This is a genomic window from Halorientalis marina (assembly GCF_023028345.1).
GTDB classification, from domain to species: domain Archaea; phylum Halobacteriota; class Halobacteria; order Halobacteriales; family Haloarculaceae; genus Halorientalis; species Halorientalis marina.
In genome coordinates, this window is the sequence record NZ_CP095487.1 from 1,572,200 (window position 1) to 1,593,185 (window position 20,986).

Sequence of the window (20,986 nt, forward strand, 5' to 3'; positions counted from 1 at the left end):
TCACTCCGAGTTCGACTCGTTGTACCAGACGTCGACGTGCTTGCCGGGGTGGTACGGCTTGCCCACGACATCGAGTCGACCGTCGCCAGTCAGATCGACGATCTTGGCCTCGTGGGTCGGAACCCCGGTCGCGACGACCCGCTTCTTGTACCGGCCGTCGCCCAGATTGCAGTAGAGCAGCTGCCGGGGGGACTCGTGCTCGCCCATCCCCTGCTCGGCGACGAAGACGTCGGGATAGCCGTTCCCGGTGAAATCGGCCACCTGGAGGCTGTGTGGGCAAAAGAGGTCCTCTGCCAGCATGTTCCACGACCAGTCCGTGGGGTCGAACACTGCGAGCCGGCCCATGTGCGTTCCGTGGACCGGGGAGTCACCCTCCGCGAGGGCGATCTCGGGCGCGCCGTCCCCGTCGAAGTCCGCGACGGCGATGCGTACGTCGTCCCACCCGTCGACAAACTGTTCGCGCCGCCAGCCGTCGTCCTCGCGGTGGTACACGCTGGTCCCGGAGAGGAACTCGCTCCGGCCGTCGCCGTCGATGTCGACGACCTCCGCTCCTGACCCCCGGGCCGAGTCCGTGACGACGTGCTTGTGTGAGTCGGGCCAGGGCGACTCCGTCGGGTCCTCGGGGATGTCGTAGTAGAAGAGTACCTCCTCGCTCTGTGCGACGCCGATCACCTCGGGCTCGCCGTCGTCGTCGATGTCGGCGACTCGCACGTCGTGGTACTGGCTGTACTCGTCGGTGATGCGGTGTTCGGGCCACGGCTCGCGGGGGTCGGACGGCTGCTCGTACCAGTACACGTCGGACCCGTCCCACGCCTGGCCGGCGACGAGGTCGACGCGTCCGTCGCCGTCGATGTCGGCCAGGTCCGACCCGACGCCGATCCGGTTGGTGGTCGAGATGGTGTGGCGCTCCCAGCCGGGGTTCTCGTACCAGAAGACGTTGGCCGACTTGTACCCTACGAGGTCCCGTAGGATGCGCGGATAGTTCGGGAACCGCGTCCCTTTGCCGTTTATCTGGAGGTTGTCCTTCATTCCGGTGCCGCCGACGATGACGTCCGGGCGGCCGTTGCCCGTGAGGTCCGTCGTTCGACAGAACCCGAACCGTCGCGACGGGGGGTCGGAGTCGATGACTTCGTGTCTGAAATCGAGGATTTGGGGCAGGTCGTCGAGAGATGCCATTACCCCGATAGACCGAGGAGACCGCGCATTGTTATTCGGTTGGTACCGTCACGTGGATTCGAGCGCCTGCTGCGGAAACACGGGTTGGTAACTCCTATGAGCACGTGAGTCCCCGGCGTGAAGCCGTGTCACGGTCAGGGACCTGAACGGAACACCAGCTCCGATATCTATTCGTCTTCTCGGAAGGACTCCAGGTCCGGGATATTCAATACACCGTGGTGGGACCCGGCGTACGTCGCTTCGCTGGTGTTTCGTTCGAACTGTGAAACACTGTCGTATTCACGGATCGTGAGAACTTTTCCGTCCTCGACGGCGAAGACCACTTCCAGCGTACCGTCGGGATGATCGTACTGGTCTGCTTTGGTCGGGTTTGACTCGTCGGGCGACACAGATACCCAATCGCGACAGACCGGAATATAATCACGGTATCGTTCAGTGGCGGCTGGTCGCACGACACGTTCTCGTCCAGCATAGGCGAACTGTCTCTGCACTTCATCGAACGCACCATACGCGCCGAAGACGGTACTCGCGCCGGAACAGCAATCAACCGTGTCGTCGATTCCCTGCTCGATACTCGTCCGTCAGCGGACGCCGCGGATTGGCGGACGGATGCGATAGAGTACTGTTTCATTGCCACCGTCCAGCGTTATGTACGTCATAACAAAACTGGTCTCACAGGTCTGTACGACTAAATGGGGACCCACTCACCGAACGCTGAATCCGGTTCGGTTTTTGTCGACACTATCGGGGCATTAACCGTACTCCTCGCCGCGGGCCTCGCGACGACGTTGTCGTCGGGACATCCACTCCGGACGGTTCTTACGATGGGTGCGATCCTATTCGTTCCGGGCTACGCTCTGACGCTTCTCGCATTTCCAGCCGCGGACGGTGCCACGGCAGACGATGCGACACCCCTCTGGAAAGACGAGAATCCGGATAGTAGCGGACCGGCTTCTCTTCGCTTCACGAACCGTCTCGCGCTGGCTTTCGGACTGAGCGTCGTCGTGCTCCCCCTCGTTGCCATGGTGATAGCGGCTCTATCACTCCCCTACACCTCGGCGGTCGTCTTCAGCGTGGTGACGAGTTTCACAGTCCCAGTACTCGTTGCGGGCACCGTTAGACGACTCAGAACACCCGCCACGGCACGGTACGCGGTTGGAACCAGCGTCTCGGACCTCCTGACCAGAGTGTTCCCGGGGCGAGACGGCGTCGACCGCTGGTTGAACATCGCACTCGCGGCGGCGGTTCTCCTGACCGTCGGGGCACTCACATTCACACTGGTTGCACCCCAAGACGGGAACGCGTACACGCAGGTTTCTCTCTTGACGGAGGACGGATCAGGGGAACTTTCCGCATCCGGATACCCGACGAACATGACGCGAGACGAGCCGACGGATCTGGTACTTTCGGTGAAGAACCGCGAGGACCAGCGGATGGACTACACGATCGTCGTCCAAGCCCAGACCGTCGATACGGGTGGTGTCAGCGCGGCCAGCGAGCTACGGCGACTCGAGACGACGGTTCCCGGGAACGAAACCCGGAGTCTCAGTCACGATCTCTCCCTGCCCCGTGTCGGGGACGACCAGCGGGTCGTCTACCTCGTCTACCGCAATGAGGTACCCTCAGAGCCCGCGATAGACAACGCGTATCGAACAGTGTACTTCTGGACCAACGTGTCCGCGCCAGACAGACAATGACCGAGTTCATACTGGTACCCTGTCCCGGTAAAAGATCCATAACAAATATCGAAACGGAGGTTCGATGAACCGTGGCACTCCCTCAGGATCACATCCTCAAAGAACAAGCCAGTCGGTGGGACCGCTTGTTTAGTCCCGGATATCGAATCGGTAAAGTCGGCCTCGTGATCGGGTTCCTCTCCACGGCTATCGCGACCCTGGTCGCGCACAACTCGCCGGCGACGGGATACGAGGTGTCGATCTACGGGGCAACTCCGTTGCTGTTCTGGGTTCTCATCGGCCTCGGGACCCTGATCGCACTCCTGGTTTCGATTCGACACTCGGAGGCGACACTCGGGTCACTCGCCCTAGTCCTCGGTGGGATGTGTATCCTTTCGATTATCTCCCTCCCGATCATTCGCGGGTACCAGTTTTACGGACTGTCCGACGGTCTGAATCATCTGGCCTTCACGAGGAACCTGGCCGTTGGCCTCCTGCCGTTCTTCGATATGCTGTACCCCAGCGGGCATTCGACTGCGGTCCTTATCAGCGGCGTAGCGGGTATCAGCATCCCCCGCGCGATGCTATTCGTCGTCACCGTGTGTACGCTCGTATTCATCACATTCGTGCCGCTGACCGTCCGGGAGATCGTCCGGGATCCTCGGGCAGTGGTGCTCGCGGGTTTCACTGGGTTCCTACTCATGCCGGTGACCAACGTCGGGACGTTCATTCAGTTCCACCCGTTCTCGTTAGCGACACTTTTCTCGCCGCTCGTGTTCTACCTGCTCGTCGTGCACATCTACGGCGGGGCCAGAGATACGAGCCTGCCCGGTTCGCTCACCCCAGTGAGTCTCCTCATGCCGTTCGTCGGGCTGGTGCTCATCCTGTATCACCCGCAGTTGGCGTTCGACGTAATCGTCATCTTCCTCGTCCTCGCAGGATTGCAGTTCGCAGTCCGGCGGACCGACTGGAAACACCCAATCGGTAGGACGCGTACCGTGTATGGTCAGTCGGCTCTGCTCTCTGGGCTGTTTTACCTTTGGAACTCGAACCAGTGGGAAGCGTCGGTCGTCGTAGAGCGAACGCAGGAGAACCTCGTCGAGTACTTCCTCGGCAGGGATGACATCGCTCCGAACGTCGAAAGTCGACAGGAGTCAGCCCGTGAGATCGGGATCACCCTCTTCGAATTGTTCGCGAAGCTGTTTACCGTCGAGACAGTCTTCGCGGTGATCGTTTTGGCCCTCGTCGTCGCGAAGTTCGTCGGGTGGGTCAGGCTCAAGACCGAGGCGGATACAGCCGTCACCGTACTCACTATCGCCGGCATCGTCCTCGCGCCGTACTTCTTTTCACAGTTTCTCGGTGAAGTCGCCCACCACTTCTTCAGACACATTGGCTTCGTTTTCGTCGTCGTCAGTATCCTGGCGCCAATCGCTCTCTACCACCTCTGGTCCGGGCTGGAGAGAAATCGACTCGCACAGCCGCTTCTGGTCGTGTTCTTTAGTTTCGCTCTGATCCTCTCGGTCATCGCTATCTACCCCTCGCCGTACATTTTCCGCCACAACCACCACGTCTCCGAGCAGCATATGTCGGGATTCGAGGAGTCGTTCGCGAACCAACCGACCAACGAACCCAAGCCCGTCCTCTTCCGAAATACCGGGCTCGTCATCGCCAGATACGAGCGGGCACTCTCCGCAAGGCCGGGGACGCCGTGGTACCCCGGTCCCGTCACTCCAGAGCCGGTGTTAGGTGAACAGGTACCCGAGTCGGGTATGTGGGACCTCCGGGACCGCGTCGCGTCGGCCTACTGGGCCGAGCGGAGTGACAGTCATTTATTAATTACGGAGGTCGACCGACGGCGGGCGATCGAGGCACAGGACGGAATCCGTTACTCGGCCGCGAGCTTCGAGGCGGTCAGGACCCAGCCTATGGTCCACCGGGTCCAGACGAACGGGCAGTTCCGGTCGTACTACATCGACCTGCCAACGCCGCCCGGCGAACTCTACAATGTGACCGAAGAACAGCGAACGGACAGCCCACTGAAACTCTCACACGGTGGCTAGTGGGGTAACTGGGGGGATTCAGTGAGGCTCGCTGGCGTTCATCGGGACACTGTTTACGGTATCAGCGGGACCACCATCGTGTCTGGGCGGATCGACGAGGGGGTGGCGACCGACGTGGCTGACAGCCAGCCGGTCGTACCGACGGTGTTCGACACGTTCAGCGAAGTCGGTCGGATACCGTCACCCGACGACCCGCGACTGATCCGACGACTGTCGACGGGTCGGTTCCGGTCGCTCGTTCGCCCGTTCGTCGGCGACGTGACGACGGCCTCTGTGTTCCGGGTCTCCGTCTCGGACTGGATCGTCACCGTCGGGCCGCGACTGTACTCGTCGCACGACGCCGGCGAGACGTGGACGCACCGCCTCGACCTGCCACCCTCGTCGGGACCGATGGGGGTACTTCCCAGCGCGTTCTGTCGGACCGATGAGCGCGTGTACCTCGGCGAATACCCGCTCGGAACCGAAGTCCCGCGGGTCCTCGCGTCGTCGGACGGCGGTCGGAGCTGGGAAACAGCGTGTCGACTGCCGAGGGCGCGCCACGTTCACGCAGTCCAGGTTGACCCGTTTACCGGCGATATCTGGGTGACGACCGGTGACGCTGACAGCGAGTGTGCTATCGGCCGCCTCCGGAACGGACCGGGCACCGACGGCGAACCGACGTTCGAACGGGTCGGCGGCGGCGACCAGACGTGGCGGGCTGTCGAGTTGGCGTTCACGCCGACTGCGGTGCTGTGGGGGATGGACTGTGGCTACGCGTCCCGGAACCGACTCTACCGACTCGACCGGGACGCTCTTGATGCGGATGGTAACGCGACGCCCGTCACCGTGGGGGCGACCGACAACTCGGTTTACTACGCTGCGACCGTCGAGAGCGGTGGCGAGTACTGGGTCGCGTTCGCGACAGCCGTGGAGACTGGACGGGACCGAACCGCCCCCGACCGCGAGACTGCGGGTACGAACACCGCGCGCGTCGTGGTCGCGTCCTCGGAGTCCGATTACAACGACTGGTACGACGTGGTACGGTTCGAGCGACGGACACGCATAGCCGATGCGATCCCAGGGGTTCCCAGTGCCAACGCCTACGTATACCTCGCGAGTCACTCACGGAACGGTCTCCTCGTGAACCCGTTCAACACGGACACTGCAAACGGTCGGGTGCTGGTGGTGTCGCCGACACGACTCGCATCGCTCACCGACGGGCGTTCGGGGTGAAACGCCCGTGGCCGGGCCCGTCACCGGAGACCACGGAAAGTGGCCTGCTCGACGCCGTATAACAGCTCGATACGTCGCGGGTTGGTGATATATACAGCGACTAACTATGCCTCTCTGCTCCCTGCGTGCGAGCGATGACCCGTTCCATCGGGCTGGTGGTACCGGCGTACGACCCCGCTGTCGAGAAGACGATTTCGTACGTTCGGTCGGTCCGCGCGGAGATCCCTCTCGATTCGGTCCGCATCGAACTCGATGCACCCGACTCCGACTCGATGCGAGAACGACTCTCGGTACTGGATGCGACAGTCAACGTCTCTCCGACCCGGCGGGGGAAGGGGGCCGCGATTACGCACGGCTTCGACGCCCTCGATACCGACGTGCTGGCGTTCGCGGACGCCGACGGGAGCACGCCGCCGGCCTCGCTCCGTGCCGTCATCGAGGGGACCCGCGATGCGGAGGTGAGTGTCGGCTCACGGCGGCACCCGGACGCGACCATCGCGAGCAACCAGAGCTTAGTTCGCCAGCGGATGGGGGACGTGTTCGCCCTGATGGCTCGCAATCTCCTCGGGGTCGACCTGTACGACTTCCAGTGCGGTGCGAAGGCACTCACGAGCGAAGCGTGGACGACGATACGAGAGCACGTCGAGGAACCGGGGTTCGCGTGGGACCTCGCGGTCATCGGCATGGCCGAGGCGTACGGCATGGAGGTGACCGAGGTTCCAGTCACGTGGGAAGACCAGCCCGGCTCGACCGTCGATCCGATACGGACGGCGCTCGAACTCGGGGTCGCACTCGTTTCTATTAACCACCGGATGAAACTCGTCTCGGGCAATCAGTTCCATCGCTTCGTCTCGCGAGCTCGTGACGGCCTGCCGGAGATATGAAATCCATCGTCGAGGACGTTTTCCAGGGGACGTACGGCGAACTCCTGTCGGTCGTTCGGATGGGGCAGTTCCTCTCCGTCGGAATCCTCGGGGCCGTCGTCGACAACGCGGTCCTCGTCGCCGTGGTAGAGTTCGCTGCCGTCCAGCCGACTCTCGCCAAAATCGCCAGCGCGGAGGCGGCAATCGTCCTCATGTTCCTGTTGAACGAGAACTGGACGTTCTCCGAGACCGGAACCGTCAGCTACGCCGCGCTCGCGCGACGGTTCCTGACCTCGAACACCGTCCGTATCGGCGGCGCCGCGACCGCACTGGTCGTCCTCCACGTCCTCCACGAGCAGTTCGGCGTCTGGTACCTGGCCGCCAACGTCGCCGGAATCGGGGTCGGATTCGTTGTGAACTACGTGCTCGAGAGTCGGTTCACGTGGCGCGTGATCCGATAGCGAAAATATCGGTCAGTCGACACAGTATAGAGCCTTTTCTTTAGTGTCTGTTGTGATTTTCTTCGATACATGGTGGGGAGAATAGAGAAGTTTTCAGACAGCGTGGTAGCGTCCGTTCTCGCGATCGCCGGTGTCCTCAGACTTTACCGTGCGGGACAGCACGATTTGTGGCTCGACGAGGCACTGTCGTATCACTTCGTCACGTCGCGGTCACTCCAAGACGTTCTCTTTTCGCTGCCGCTCACTGACCCGCACCCCCCCTCTACTACGTGGTCCTGCATGGATGGACACAGGTCGCCGGGAGGTCAGAACTAGCGCTTCGGTTCCCGTCAGTTCTCTTCGGTACTGCTGCAGTCGGTGCGTTGTATCTCCTCGCCGATGCCGTTTTCGACCGATACACTGCGGTACTCGCGTCCCTATTGATGGCCGTCTCGCCGGTATACATCAGGTACTCACAGGAGGCACGGATGTACGCGCTGGCGGTGTTCCTGACTGTCCTCGCGACGTATTTCCTGTACCGGTCAGTCGACTCGATGCGTTCCCGACACCTCGCCGCGTACGTCACGAGTGCCGTGTTACTCGGATATACGCACGTCTGGGGACTCTTCGTGCTGGGCGCACACGCAGTCTATGTGGCTGTTGTTCTGTGGAAACGGTGGAACGACCACCAGTCCGCGCCGTGGCGGTCGTGGATCGTCTCCTATCTCGCAATCGGACTGTTGCTGTCACCGTGGCTCGGTGTCCTTCTCTGGCGGGCGTTTCTCCCGCACGGCAACTCGGTTATCGCCGCTTTTTCGGAGCCCTCGATGGTCGACCTACTGTTGACGCCAGTCCAGTGGATAACCGGCGATCGACTTATTATCGGCAGTCGCACGCGCGTTTCGCTCGCACTCGTCGTTTCGATTACTGTTTTCACGGTCGGATTCTGGATCTTCCAGACGGTAGTCAATTCCGACGATGCCCGTCCGCGGACCGTTTTCGCCGGTCTGCCCGTTTATAAAGGGTCGTTTCGCCACGTCACTTCCCTCTCCGGTGTGCGAGGGATCCTTTTCGGGCTCTTGCTCATCGGTCCGCTCGCCCTCGGCGTCTCGCTCTCGTACGCAGTGCGACCGATTTACGACGTGCGATTCACGATCATACCTGCGATCGGGTTCTACGTGCTGCTTGCACGCGGCGTCAGTCTGACTCGTCGATTCACGGCTGGCCACCTCGTCGCGGTCCTCCTCGTCGCCGGATTACTGCTCCCCTTGCCCGGGTACTACGCCCGGGACTCCAAGGAACCGTGGTCGCAGGTGACCGACCGCATCGACCGCCACGCCGACGAAGACGATCTGGTTCTCATTACGGACGAGTATACACAGGTCGCCTACGCGTACTACGCCGAGGACTCGCCGGCCACGGTCCGAACGGTCGCCGAGAACTCGGCGAAAGAAGTCGGCTTGCATCCTATCTACCAGTCGGCCCCGTCCGGTCACGTAGGCGAACTTGCAACCGGACACGACACCGTCTGGTTGGTCCTCTCGCACACCGCCCCCGCGCACAACGACGCTCTCCTCGAACAATTGAACTCGACGCACGAACTCCGCGAACGGGAGGGGACGCCCTGGGCACTCGAACTGTTGCGCTTCTCTCCGACTAATGCCACTCAAACTGGGTAAGTTGTTTCTAACTACACAGCCTCGGTATGACGCGCCGGTATGAGTCAGGGGAGCACACTCGGCCACCTGACGGCGGATCCGGGGAGTCGCCGAGCGTGGCTCGTGGTCGCGATCAGCGCCGGTACGGCCTCGGTTGGTGGGGGCCTCGCCACGCTCTTCGGTGCGGGGCACTTCGTCTACGCGTTCGCCGCTCCACTGGGAATCCTGTTCGGGAGCGCAGGCGTACTCGGATTCGCTCTCGGGTCGCTCTTCCGGGAACTGGCCGCCGCCCAGGCCGGCCCCGTCGTCCTCGTTCGGGTTACGAGCGACGCCGTCCTCGTTCTGGTTTGGGCCGTCATTTGGCAGGCCTGGCCGCTCCCGGGCCTCGACGATTGGCAGGGTGTCTTTGCCAGCGGCGGCGTCTATCTCTCCACCGCGCTCGCCGCAGCCGCCTGTAGTGTCGCCTGGTTTCTCGTCACTGGTCCACTCCTGACCGCATTCTCGTTTGTCCCAGCCGTCCCCGTGTTATTCACTGCCCGGTTCGTTCCCCAGGTCGTCCTCGGACCGCTCGTTCTCCTAGGCGTCGCCGTCGCAGCGGACGGACCATACACACCGACGAGTCGTCGGTCGGACTGGTTGACGGGGCAGGCGTTCGTGGTCCTCCTCTCGTTGCTCTGGTTGAGCGGTGCGTTCGTTCTCGGGTTGGTTCACCACGACGTCGCGTCGGTCCCGCAGGCCCGCGAACAGTTCGCGAAGATGCTCCCCGGTGTCGTCGAACCGCTGGGGCTCGCCGCAGCCGGCGGCTCGTATCCACTAGTGCAGGCGTTTCTCGCGCTCCTCGTCGGAGCCCTCCTCACGGTCGCAGTCCGCAAGTGATACGTCTCGGACTGGGAGTGCCCTCGCAGTACAGCCTATTTAACTAAGCGGGTGCCACCGATAGCGGGGGAAAATGCGTCTCACACGCCGTGATGCGATTGCGGCGCTCGCCGTACTGGGCGTCGGGTCGGCCGTGCTCGGACGGGTCGACGACACCGACCCATCGACCGAGCGAATCGTCGCGACGATGGTCGCGACTTCGGAACTGGTCTATCCGTCTTCGGTCCAGGTTGACGCGGAATTCGTGCGGACGTACCTCCTCGGGCGGCGTCACGCACAGGAACGGTACGACCGTGCAGTCACCGATGCCGTCACCGAACTCGACCGCGCGGCGCGCAGGAAGTTTGGCCAGTCGTTCCGGTCGCTCTCTCCGGACCGTCGCGACGTGGTCCTCAGGGCTCTGGGCGTCGACAGGGCGATCTCCGACCCGGACGGTACGACGCCCCAGCGGATCCGATACTACCTCGTCCACGAACTCCTGTACGCGTTATATACGTCGCCCGTTGGAGGTCGCCTCCTGAACATGGAGAACCCGCCCGGGCATCCCGGCGGCCGAGACGCGTATCAGCGGGGGCCGGACCAATGATGTCGTCGCGTGAGCCGAGCGCCGACGCGGACGTCTGTATCGTCGGTTCCGGGCCCGCCGGGGCGATTCTCGCCGACGCACTGGCCCAGCGGGGGTGGAACGTCGTGGTGCTGGAAGCCGGGCGCCGATTCGAGTTGGACGAACGTCTCGGTCAGATGGAAATGGAGCTTCGACCGGAGTACGGGCGCGGTGCGGTCTGGGAGATGGGCGGTCCCCGTGACGCGTTCGTCTCGTCGGGCACACACCGCTACTACCTGAACGAATCCCGCGTCAAAGGAGTGGGTGGTTCGACGCTCCACTGGGGAGCGCTGACGCCCCGTCTCCACCCGGAGGATTTCGAGATGCGGTCCCGCCACGGTCTCGGAAGGGACTGGCCCATCGGGTACGACGACCTCGCACCGTACTATCTCGAAGCCGAACGGGAGATGGGTGTCTCCGGTGCCCCCCATCAGTTCGCCGCACCACGCGACGAACCGTACCCACAGCCGGCGTTCCCGCCGTCGTACTCCGACGGGCTAATCGAGGAGGCCTGTGCGGCACTCGGTATCGAGACACACTCGGCACCTCGGGCTATCAACATCGAACCCTACAACGACCGAGGCGAGTGTATCGGGTTCGGAACGTGTGACCCGGTCTGTCCGTCCGGGGCGAAATACGACGCATCGATTCACGTCGAGAGTGCGGAGGAAGCCGGTGCACGCATCATCGACCGTGCGCCGGTCCGGCGACTGGTCCACGACGAGGGCGGTGAACGGATCGTCGAAGCGGTCTACTCGACCCCTGACGGCCGGACCCACCGGCAGCGGGCAACGTACTTCGTCGCCGCCTGTGGTGCCGTCGAAACGATCCGACTGCTGCTACTCTCGGCGTCCCCACGGCATCCCGATGGCCTCGCGAACGGGAGCGGGACCCTCGGTCGATATTTCATGGAGCATCCCGGGATTACGGTGACTGCGACGCTCGACGAACCGACGAGACAGCACCTCATCGGGTACTCGACGCGGATCACGGAGCAGTTCTACGAATACGACGAGGGCCCTCGCGGGACGTTCGTGATTGAACTGAGTAACACGGCGGGACCGCGGCCGACGGAACTCGCGCTCGACCAGAGCCCGGTATCGGGACGCCTCGCCCGCGGCGACGTCGAGAGCGTTTTAGCGGGCGACGACTGGGGAAACGCCCTCCACGAAGACGTCGCCGAACGGTCCACTCGAAAACTGTCGATCAACGCGTGGACTGAGCAGCTGCCCGTCTCAGCGAACCGGATCGGGATAGACCGGTCGACGACGGATACCCACGGAAACCCGGTTCCCGAGGTGACCTACAGTATCGACGACCGTACTCGTGCGTGTCTCGGCCGGGTGGAAGACCGCATCCACGATATCTTCGAGGAGTTGGGCGCCGTCGACATCACCACGGAATCGGGTCCCGACAGCCCCTGGACGGCCAAACACCACATGGGCGGTACCCGGATGGGAACCGAACCGTCCGAGAGCGTCGTCGACCCGACGCTTTTGACTCACGAACTCTCGAACCTCTACGTCAGTTCGAGCAGCGCCTTCGTCACGTCGGGCGCTGCGAACCCCACGCTCACCATCGCAGCGCTGACTCGCAGACTCGCCGACGACCTCCACGAACGACTATCCTAATACCACTCGGCGAGAAGAATCGTGACCAGACGTTCTTAGACTGTCACTAACCAAATGAGGTCGGGGCTTGGTGGTGATATGTCCAGGAATCAGCCGACCACCAGTATCGGACTGCAGCTCTACTCGCTGGACGAATCGAGCGAGACACTTCCGGATAGCATTCGTCGAGCCGGTGAGTTCGGTTATCGTGGGGTGGAATTCGCAGACCGTATTCACGAGGCGGACGTTCGTGCGGTTCGGTCGGCACTCGCCGAGTCGGGAATCGACCCAGTCGCTGCCCACGTGTCGCTCTCGCGGCTGGAATCCGACCTCGGGGAACTGGTCGAACTGTACACGTCGGTCGACTGTACCCGACTCGTGATTCCACATATCGGCTCGACTCACTTCGTGACGCGTGACCGCATCGACGCACTCGCGGAACGGCTACTGAGAATCTCCGATCGACTCACCGACCACGGGTTGGAGTTGCTCGTCCACAACACGAGAGCGATGCACTTTCCGCCGCTCGACCGGTACCGCCTCGACGCGCTCGTCGACGTAAGCGTCACGCCTCAGGGTGCCGGACACTACGCCGCCTGGGCACTCGACGAAATCTCACCGAGACGGTTACGCGGCGAAACCGCCTTCGAACGACTCGTCGAGCGGACGGCACCCGAGGTGACCTTCGAAATCGACACGAAAGAAGTGAGGACCGCCGGCCGTGACCTGGCCGCCGTCCTCGATCTCGTCGCCGGTCGCGTACAAGCGATGCATCTGAGCAACGCGACGCGAACACAGCGGTTCCCGCCGGCGTACCGGGGTAGCGGTCTCGCGAACGGCCTCGTCGATGTCGAGGCGTCTCTGCGAACAGCGGTTGACCGGGACATCGAGTGGGTTATCGTCGAAAGCGAGGATGCGGGCGAGACACTGACAGAAACCACCGAAGCGTTCGAGCGTGCTCTTTCCGAACTCGAGACCGCCCCCGACCGAGGTGACCGTGGACACCGGCCGTCACTCGGGTTCGGTCACGCGACCGCAAACCCTTGATTTCCCCCCGGTTCTAGAGGTGCGGGCCCCAACCCGGTACTGTGCGGGTCGATCCCTGGCGATTTCTCGTTCCGTTCCGGTCGACCAGGCGAGCAACCGTGCGTCTCAACTTTCTAATCGTAGTGAGAATTCGCTGCTCGAGTGTATAATAACCATCTAACTTTATTCCGAGCTAACTATTTGCCCAGTTACACGTGCTGTCCACACCAAGACGATATACGGTAGTCCAAGGCGGTTCTGGCGAGGAGGGGAAGTCGTGAGCGAACGATCCACTGTCCGGCGTGTGCTGGTGGCGAATCACGACCGCTGGTTCGTCGTGACGTTTCTCGCCCTCGCCGTCGGTTTCCCGCTCGTGTATCTCTCACAACCGCTACACTTCGACGAGGCGATTTACCTGGCGGTCGCCGAGCAGGTGGCGAACGGTCAGACACTCTACGTGGATATAGCCGACCACAAGCCACCAGGTATTTTTCTGATCGGTGTCGCCGCTTTCGAGCTGTTTTCCGAGCCGCTCCGGGCTCTCAGACTCCTAACCTACGCGGTCACCGCTGTCTCCGGACTGCTCGTATTCGAACTCGGTCGGCAACTCCGTGATCGTCGGGTCGGGATGATTGCGAGCCTCCTGTATCTGGTGATGGTTTATTTACCCCACTTCGACGGGTTCTTTTTCCTCACGGAGCCGTGGGCAGTCCTGACACTTCTGGCCGCAGCCCTCTGGCTCCTCGACGACCGTGCGATCTCGGACGCCCTCGCGGGTGCCAGTCTCGGGATCGGTGTCCTCCTCAACCAGACGGTGTTCCTGTTCGGGGCCGCCATAATCACAGTTCACGCACTCAAGCTCCGGTATCCGAACTTTCGCACCCGTGAGTACGTGTATCGATCCGCGCGCCGAATCCTGACCATCGGGGTCGGATTCCTCTGTCTACTGGCAGTCGCGTTCGGAGCGTTCTATTTGAACGGAATACTCGAAGCCACGCTGTTTTACTCCGCGTACGTGCCGCTGGTCGGATACTCCACCCCGTTCGACCTGTACCAGCACGTTCTGGCGCTGTTATCGCTGTTTCCGGTCTGGTTACTGGCCGGGTGGATGCTCCTCGGAACCGGCATCGCAATCGCACGGGGTCGCGTGCTCTCCGACGAGCACCTGCTGGTCGCATCGTGGGGCGCCATTCTATCGATACCCGGTGCCACGGCGTTCGCGGGCGACCACAAATTCCTGTTCGCGTTTCCGGCGCTCGCACTCCTCGCAACCGTCGCGCTCTTCGACGGCTGGGCACGGTTCGGACGGAACCCACTCCGGATTCGCGACTTCCTCGGCAGCTTTCCTTCTCGGTCCACGATACTCACGTTGCTCTTTCTCGTCAGCGTCGTGGGCGCCGCCGGGGTGAACGTGGTGTACGCGCAAGCGGTGCTCGATACCGACATGTCCGTGGATGCCGCCGACGCACGCGACATCGCCGCCCACGCCGACGGTCCCGTGTACATGTATCCACCCGGAAACCACGTCTTCTACTTTACCGACGATATCAGACCGGTTTCGACGTGGATCGGACCGCCGTACGCGGACGTACTGGTCGACCGGACTGTCACCGACCTCGATCAACGTAACGTGCAGTACGTGGCCGTGTTACGCAGCTACACGTCTGAGGACGGCACTATCGAAGCGAAGGATCGGTACTGGGCCGAAACCAAGGAACCGCTCGTCGGGTATCTCAATCGGAACTACGAACCGGTCGAGAGAACGGACCAGTACGTCATCTACCGAAGAGCCGAAACCTGACCCGAGAACGGTCCCCTCCAGCACACGGCCCTGCAAACCGATATCTCGAATCCGTCCCACTACCGTTTACAGGTAGCCCAGGTCCTCGAGTTGTGCCTCGACGTCGGAACCGAACTCCTGCTCGGTCTGGGACTGGTCCTCCGTCGCCGGCCCGGTCGATAGGTCCGCGACGCGCGCGTCGAGGTCGGTCGCGAGTTCCTGTTTCACCTCGCTCGCGTCGCAGGGGCGTTCACGTTGCCCGACCCCGGTCCGTTCGACGAGGAACGAATCCCCGTCCTCGTTCCTGATGTATTTGTAATCCTGACCGACCAGCGCACGCCACCGGACCACTTCCGTGTCTTCTCGGCCGGTGTGCGGGACGAATTCCTCGACGAGCGCGTACTCGTCGATCCCGGCGTCGGCTTCGAGGGGCCGCGCGCCGCCGGTGCGGACGAGATCGTACAGCCGTCGTAGTTCCACGGGATCGTCGACACGCCGCCCCTCGGACTGACCTGGGTACTTCACGATCAGGGGAACGTTGACGTTGATATCACGGAGGTAGTGTGGCGGCGTGCCGTCGCGGTCGTACTCGCCGAGGGTCTTGCCGTGGTCCGAACACACGACGATCAGGGCGTCGTCGAAGTCGACCCGGGCCTCGAACGCCGCGAGGAGGTCTCCGACTTTCCGGTCCTGATACCGCAGGCTCGCGTCGTAGTACTCAAGCACGCGCTCCCGGCGCTCCTCGGTCAGTGCCGTCTTCTCCATCACGTACGCCAGCAGACGGGTGTTCAGCAGCCGGGGTTCGACGGGGCCGGGGACCGGGAGGTCGAGTTCGCGGAACGCGGATTTCGGCGGGAAATACGGGCTGTGTGCCTCCATCAGGTTCAGGAACGTGAACGACGGCGCGTCCGGGTACTCGTCCGTCGCGCCGAGCCACCGAATCGCTCGGTCGACGAGGTTAGACGTGAAGAAGCGCCGCTTGAGCAGGAACAGCGGCTGTCTGGCGGCGTGGCCGAGCAGCGAGTGGCCACGGGAGTACAGCCGGTCGCGGCGCGTGTGGATGTCCGTCCCCCCGTCGCGACCGATCTCCAGGTTCCACTCCAGGAACTCGTCGAACCCGGTATCGAGCCCGGAGAGCTGTCCGACCCACGGGTTGTTGGAGAACCCGGCGGTCCGGTAGCCCCGGTCCCGGAGGGCCGCCGCCAGCGGTGTCGTTCCGTCGGGGAGGCGGAGGGCGCCGGTGGTGTCGAGGAACCCGTTGGTGACGCCGTGCTCGGACGGCGTCAGGCCGGTGAACATCGACGAGTGCGACGGGAGCGTCCACGAGGCGGGCGCGACGGCGTTCTCGTAGACCGTCGCCCGCTCCGCGAGCCGGTCCAGGTTCGGCGTCGTCGATCGGTCGTGCCCGTAGAGTGCTAGCCGGTCAGTCCGCATCGAATCCAGCACCAGGAAGAGAACGGGCGGTCGACGTGACGAGGACTCGGACATCGTGGGCATTACTACCCGGATGTCGGTTTGTTACTCGCCTACTTCCACCGTCGGCCCCCGCAGGTGCCCGTTCGAGGCGGGTGTAATAGATTCCTACCACTCTCGACGGCATCGCCTCGACGTCCACTATCCGAGAAGGATGTATCTACTGGGCGCGATACTTTCCAACCCCCTCGAGCCGTGAACATACTCTTCTCTGAACGGTTCTGACACTACTTGGTAAGCAAATATTGGCCAATAATTGGGCAAAAAAATGTAAGTGGAAATAACACTCTTACCAGGTAAGTAGTTATTACCGAAATGTATGCGACCAAGCACAGACTCAGTCGATACCGACGACCAAGCCGCAGAGAGTGATAGAGACTCCCTACTCGATAGAAGATCGTACCTAATGTTGGCCGGTGCTGCTGCGACGAGTGTCGCGACCGGGTCGACGCTTGCCACCGCAGGCACATCGCGGCGTGGGATCGCTTTCGAACGCGTCGTCGACGCGGTCGACGACCTCGGGATGGACCCGACAGGAAGCGAACCCATCGACGACGCCCTCGACGGGGCAATCGCGAACGATACCCTCATCGAGTTCCCCCCGGGCGAATATCTCTTCACCGGGGACCGGACATACCACGACCTGCGGAACTTCGGTATCCGTGGTACCGGTGACACCAAAGAGGACGTCGTCATCAAACCGCCGCGGTACGAGGGGTACGAGTTCCTTCGAGTCGAAGGGGGAGCCAATATCCTCCTCGAGAACTTCACTCTGGATCAGCACGACACTATTCCCGAGTGGAGTTCGCTCATCATCGACGTCACAACCGGCGCGGAACTTCACGACATCGAGTTCGCCGGGTTCAACCCGAGTGACGATCCCCCGGAGAAACCGACTACCAGCACTGCACAGAACCTGATCCGGTTTCACCAGCAGAATTCCGACGGTGTCTCGAACATCTCCGGAATCGTCAAGAAGGGGCCCTCGGATATGCAGCCGTACCCGAACGGTCACTCCTGTCTCTACATCGGCACGGACGTCTACGGCGAACTCAACATCAGTGACTGCTACATCGCGAATATGTCCTCGCACGCGATGTACGCTTCACAGTCCCCAGGTACCATCCGTGTCGAGAACTGCACGTTCGAGAATAACAATGGACAACAATGTCGTGTCTCTGGTGACGGAGCGGTCGTGCGGAACTGCAAGGTCGTCATCGACGTCGACAACGCGCACCCGGACAACATCTACCCCGACGGGTCCAGGAAGTACAATTCACTCGCGAATGGAATCTGGACGGTCTCCCAGACCGACCCGCCCCAGAACGGCGGGCTGGTCGAGGACACCGAGATCATCTGCAAGAGCGTCCCGGACTTCGACGGCGACCGACCCTTCCTCATCGAGTGTGACGGGGCCGCCAGCCACACGGAGTACCGGAACGTCAGTGTTCACTGCGAGACGGACGACCACGCCATCGTCAGGGCGCTGGACACGACCCGCATCTCCCTCCCGGACGGGTTCCCGGACGACCAGTCCGTGGTCTTCGACGGACTCACCATCACCGGGTCCGCAAACGGCAACGACCCCGCCCTCGACATCCGGGGCCGGGACGCGACCGTGAAGAACTGCTGTATCGACGTCGACGGGACCGTCGACGGCGTCGGTATCCGGGAAGGCAAGTTCAACAGTCCGACAGGGACCATCTCCGACTCGAACATCAACGTCGGCGGGTCCGCGACGGTCATCGAGGACGCGTCCGTCGACACGAGTAACCTGACCTACGGCGAGAGCTGCTCGCTCCCGAGTTCGCTGGACGGGAGCTCGACGGATACGACGGATTCGACCGACAACACGACGGATTCGACCGACAACACGACGGATTCGACCGACTCGACCAACGGCTACGACCACGGCCTCCGCGTGATGGCCGACGACGGCGCCGACGCCTTCGAGTACAGCATCACCGTCAGCGGTGCGGCCGAACTGGACACCGACGGCGAGTACGCCGCGACGCCCGAGGAGGACGGCGTCGGCGAAGCGGTCACCACCAACGACGATGGAACCCGCACCATCACGGGCATCGTCGCGGGCGGCGGTGGCGACAGTTTCCACTTCGACGGCGAAATCCTCGCCGGCGACCTCGGCGGTCCCGGCACGGTGTACGTGGACGGGTCGGTCTTCGACCTGAGCAGCGTGCCCTCCACGTGGGACCCGAACGACGGCTACGACCACGACCTTCGGGTCATGGCCGACGCCGGTGCCGACGCCTTCGAGTACAGCATCACCGTCAGCGGTGCGGCCGAACTCGTCACGGACGGCGAGTACGCCGCGACGCCCGAAGAGGACGGCGTCGGCGAAGCCGTCACCGCCAACGACGACGGAACCTACACCATCACGGGCATCGTCGCGGGCGGCGGTGGCGACAGTTTCCACTTCGACGGCGACATCTTGGCAGCCGACCTCGGCGGTCCTGGCACGGTGTACGTGGACGGGTCGACCTTCGACCTGAGCAGCGTGCCCTCCACGCGGGACCCTAACGACGGCTACGACCACGACCTTCGGGTCATGGCCGACGCCGGTGTCGACGCCTTCGAGTACAGTCTCCGTGTCACCGGCGACGCGGAACTGGATACCGACGGCGAGTACGCCGCGACGCCCGAGGAGGACGGCGTCGGCGAAGCCGTCACCGCCAACGACGACGGGACCTGCACTATCACCGGCATCGTCGGCGGTGGCGGTGGCGACAGTTTCCACTTCGACGGCCGCCTGATCGACGCTGCCGTTCCCGACACCGGGGGCGTCTACGTCGACGACGCGCTCGTCGACCTCTCGAACGTCGGACTCCCGAACACGCTCACTATCGACGGGGCTGGCGTCGACACCGCGGACTACGAGGTGGCGGTCGATGGCGACATCGCGGCCGACCTCGAGGCCGACGACTTCAACGGTGGCGACACCATCGACGGGGCGACGGCGACCGGCAGCGTCGGGAGCGGCACCGACAGTTACGTCTTCTCCGGTGCCATCACCACCTTCGAACTGTCGGGGACAGCAGGCGTGTACGTGAACGGGACGCAGGTCGACGATGCCGTGCTCGGCACGAGCGAGGACGCCACGCTCGACCACCTGCTCCGCATCGACGGCCGTACTGCCGAGTCCAACTACGAGTTCGAAGTGACCGGCGAAGTTGCCGTGAGTCCCGACGTCGCCGCAATCGAAGGCGACGAGGAAGTGACTGCGAACTCCGTGACCGGTTCCGTCGACGGCGACGTGGACGCGTTCCGGTTCTCCGGCGACATCGACCGGCTACTCCTCGACGGGACGGCGAACGTCAACTTCCACGACAGCGACGGCTAACACGCACAGGCGGTTTTTTGAGCGTCGGTCAATCATCACGAGTGCCGACTGCACTGCTATCGGTCTCGGTGGAACGCGCCCTGCGATCGGTCCAAAGAGAAGCGGACCAGTCGATATTCAGTACGCCCACTTCTGATAGACACGGCGTCCGAGTTTGAACGCTCGCCAGGTAATCGGTGACAGCCCTTTTTGCCAGCGAAGAATAGGGACTGTCTTGCCACCGAACTTCTTTTTATGCCGGAAGACGCTGTTGTCGAAGGCTGCTCCTGTGCCACCGAAGTCGTACACGTGGTAGTCGTTGTCGATACCCCAATTGATTGCATTAGCATGGAGTACCTCCGAAGGATAATACTGAAAATCATCGGTGTCTGGGATAGCGGAGAACAGGTGATGGATAGCCCCGCGTTCGTCGTTGAGAACGTACACATAACTCCCAATATCTCGCTTGTCGATGGACGCAGTGATAACGAACAGGCGGCCCGGAAGGCTGTCTCGAATCCCCACGAAAAACGATTTCGGAAAAGTACCTCCCTCGATACGCGCCATGTTCGCCTCGTACGATCGGTAGAGATCATCCAGTCCATCACTCAGGTCTCGAACCCGTGTTTCGACACCCAGGTCGTCGGCCTCTCTAAGGGCACGGCGCCGCTCTTTGTGCATCTCGTTACGAATGGCTTCCCACCCACGGGCAAGATGATGTTCGAAGCGACAGCCCATCGATGTCTGTCGGTAGCCGTTCTTTTCGAAGAACTTCCCGTAGCGGATATAATTGAGGTCGTTCGCGACCACGGCATGGTAGACAAGGCTTGGACCCCCGATGCTTTCGAGCCCCTCGAACAGCAATTCCAGAGATTCGCCCTCGTCTGTGACGATCGCTGGACCGCCGTAGCCGGGGTCAATAGACACGAGTTCCGTGAGAGGAAGCCGGCCGATGGCTGTGGATTCGACCGGGAGATCCAGCGGGCGGACGAAGTTCGGGAAGACCGCGATCGGATTGTTACCTTTCGAGACGACGACGTGCCTGGGTTCGAGATTGAGCGTTCGCTCGATCGTTTCGAGCCAGCCGTACCGGTGGAAGACAGAACCGAGTTCCGCCTGCTTGACGAGGTTGTTCCACTGGTTCTCGTTCACTGATTCGATCGAACTGTGAACGGTGGTGCTACGTTCGGTCATC

15 protein-coding genes and 1 pseudogene are annotated in these 20,986 nt (G+C 62.5%); 12 read left to right on the plus strand and 4 right to left on the minus strand.

The window, feature by feature from the left end:
• The gene (locus MUG96_RS08035; protein ID WP_246988169.1) at positions 1-1,176 is read right to left on the minus strand and encodes an FG-GAP repeat domain-containing protein; all 1,176 of its coding nucleotides are present in this window, start codon (positions 1,174-1,176) and stop codon (positions 1-3) included.
• Between the two features lie 167 nt (positions 1,177-1,343).
• Entirely contained in the window at positions 1,344-1,565 is a 222-nt protein-coding gene (locus tag MUG96_RS08040) for a hypothetical protein (protein WP_246988171.1), read from the minus strand.
• A gap of 303 nt (positions 1,566-1,868) precedes the next feature.
• Here MUG96_RS08040 and MUG96_RS08045 point away from each other — a divergent pair, with 303 nt between their 5' ends.
• The 11 genes and pseudogenes from MUG96_RS08045 to MUG96_RS08095 all read left to right on the plus strand — a co-directional run bounded on the left by MUG96_RS08045 (position 1,869) and on the right by MUG96_RS08095 (position 15,002).
• A complete protein-coding gene (locus MUG96_RS08045) occupies positions 1,869-2,873 on the plus strand; it encodes a DUF1616 domain-containing protein (RefSeq protein WP_246988173.1) in 1,005 nt (334 codons plus the stop codon).
• Between the two features lie 71 nt (positions 2,874-2,944).
• Positions 2,945-4,912 (plus strand): hypothetical protein, encoded by a 1,968-nt coding sequence (locus MUG96_RS08050; RefSeq protein ID WP_246988175.1) that lies wholly within the window; start codon positions 2,945-2,947, stop codon positions 4,910-4,912.
• 78 nt (positions 4,913-4,990) lie between these two features.
• On the plus strand, positions 4,991-6,124 hold the full coding sequence (locus MUG96_RS08055) for a beta propeller repeat protein (protein WP_246988177.1): 1,134 nt from the start codon (positions 4,991-4,993) through the stop codon (positions 6,122-6,124).
• Between the two features lie 134 nt (positions 6,125-6,258).
• Positions 6,259-7,008 carry a glycosyltransferase gene (locus tag MUG96_RS08060; protein WP_246988179.1) on the plus strand — a complete coding sequence of 250 codons (750 nt, stop codon included), beginning with the start codon at positions 6,259-6,261 and terminating at the stop codon, positions 7,006-7,008.
• Positions 7,005-7,448, plus strand: coding sequence for a GtrA family protein (locus MUG96_RS08065; protein WP_246988181.1), 444 nt, complete (start codon positions 7,005-7,007; stop codon positions 7,446-7,448). Before MUG96_RS08060 ends, MUG96_RS08065 begins: the two co-directional genes overlap by 4 nt.
• Before the next feature lie 266 nt (positions 7,449-7,714).
• A pseudogene (locus tag MUG96_RS08070) lies at positions 7,715-9,106 on the plus strand (glycosyltransferase family 39 protein); the annotation flags it as partial.
• Between the two features lie 39 nt (positions 9,107-9,145).
• Positions 9,146-9,961: a hypothetical protein gene (locus tag MUG96_RS08075; RefSeq protein ID WP_246988185.1), complete on the plus strand. Its 816-nt coding sequence runs from the start codon at positions 9,146-9,148 to the stop codon at positions 9,959-9,961.
• Between the two features lie 73 nt (positions 9,962-10,034).
• Positions 10,035-10,547, plus strand: a complete 513-nt coding sequence (locus tag MUG96_RS08080) for a gluconate 2-dehydrogenase subunit 3 family protein (protein ID WP_246988187.1) — start codon at positions 10,035-10,037, stop codon at positions 10,545-10,547.
• Positions 10,547-12,196 carry a GMC family oxidoreductase gene (locus MUG96_RS08085; RefSeq protein WP_246988189.1) on the plus strand — a complete coding sequence of 550 codons (1,650 nt, stop codon included), beginning with the start codon at positions 10,547-10,549 and terminating at the stop codon, positions 12,194-12,196. The genes MUG96_RS08080 and MUG96_RS08085 overlap by 1 nt, the downstream gene beginning before the upstream one ends.
• Positions 12,197-12,388: 192 nt before the next feature.
• On the plus strand, positions 12,389-13,222 hold the full coding sequence (locus tag MUG96_RS08090; RefSeq protein ID WP_246988191.1) for a sugar phosphate isomerase/epimerase family protein: 834 nt from the start codon (positions 12,389-12,391) through the stop codon (positions 13,220-13,222).
• Between the two features lie 256 nt (positions 13,223-13,478).
• Complete coding sequence (locus tag MUG96_RS08095; RefSeq protein WP_246988192.1) at positions 13,479-15,002, plus strand: ArnT family glycosyltransferase; 1,524 nt, start codon at positions 13,479-13,481, stop codon at positions 15,000-15,002.
• A gap of 66 nt (positions 15,003-15,068) precedes the next feature.
• Here MUG96_RS08095 and MUG96_RS08100 read toward each other — a convergent pair whose 3' ends face one another.
• Positions 15,069-16,478: a sulfatase gene (locus MUG96_RS08100; RefSeq protein WP_246988194.1), complete on the minus strand. Its 1,410-nt coding sequence runs from the start codon at positions 16,476-16,478 to the stop codon at positions 15,069-15,071.
• Positions 16,479-16,860: 382 nt separating this feature from the next.
• Between MUG96_RS08100 and MUG96_RS08105 the strand changes: the two genes are divergently transcribed.
• Positions 16,861-19,812 (plus strand): hypothetical protein, encoded by a 2,952-nt coding sequence (locus MUG96_RS08105; RefSeq protein ID WP_246988196.1) that lies wholly within the window; start codon positions 16,861-16,863, stop codon positions 19,810-19,812.
• A gap of 117 nt (positions 19,813-19,929) precedes the next feature.
• Here MUG96_RS08105 and MUG96_RS08110 read toward each other — a convergent pair whose 3' ends face one another.
• Positions 19,930-20,985 (minus strand): GNAT family N-acetyltransferase, encoded by a 1,056-nt coding sequence (locus MUG96_RS08110; RefSeq protein WP_246988198.1) that lies wholly within the window; start codon positions 20,983-20,985, stop codon positions 19,930-19,932.
• Position 20,986: the final 1 nt, after the last annotated feature.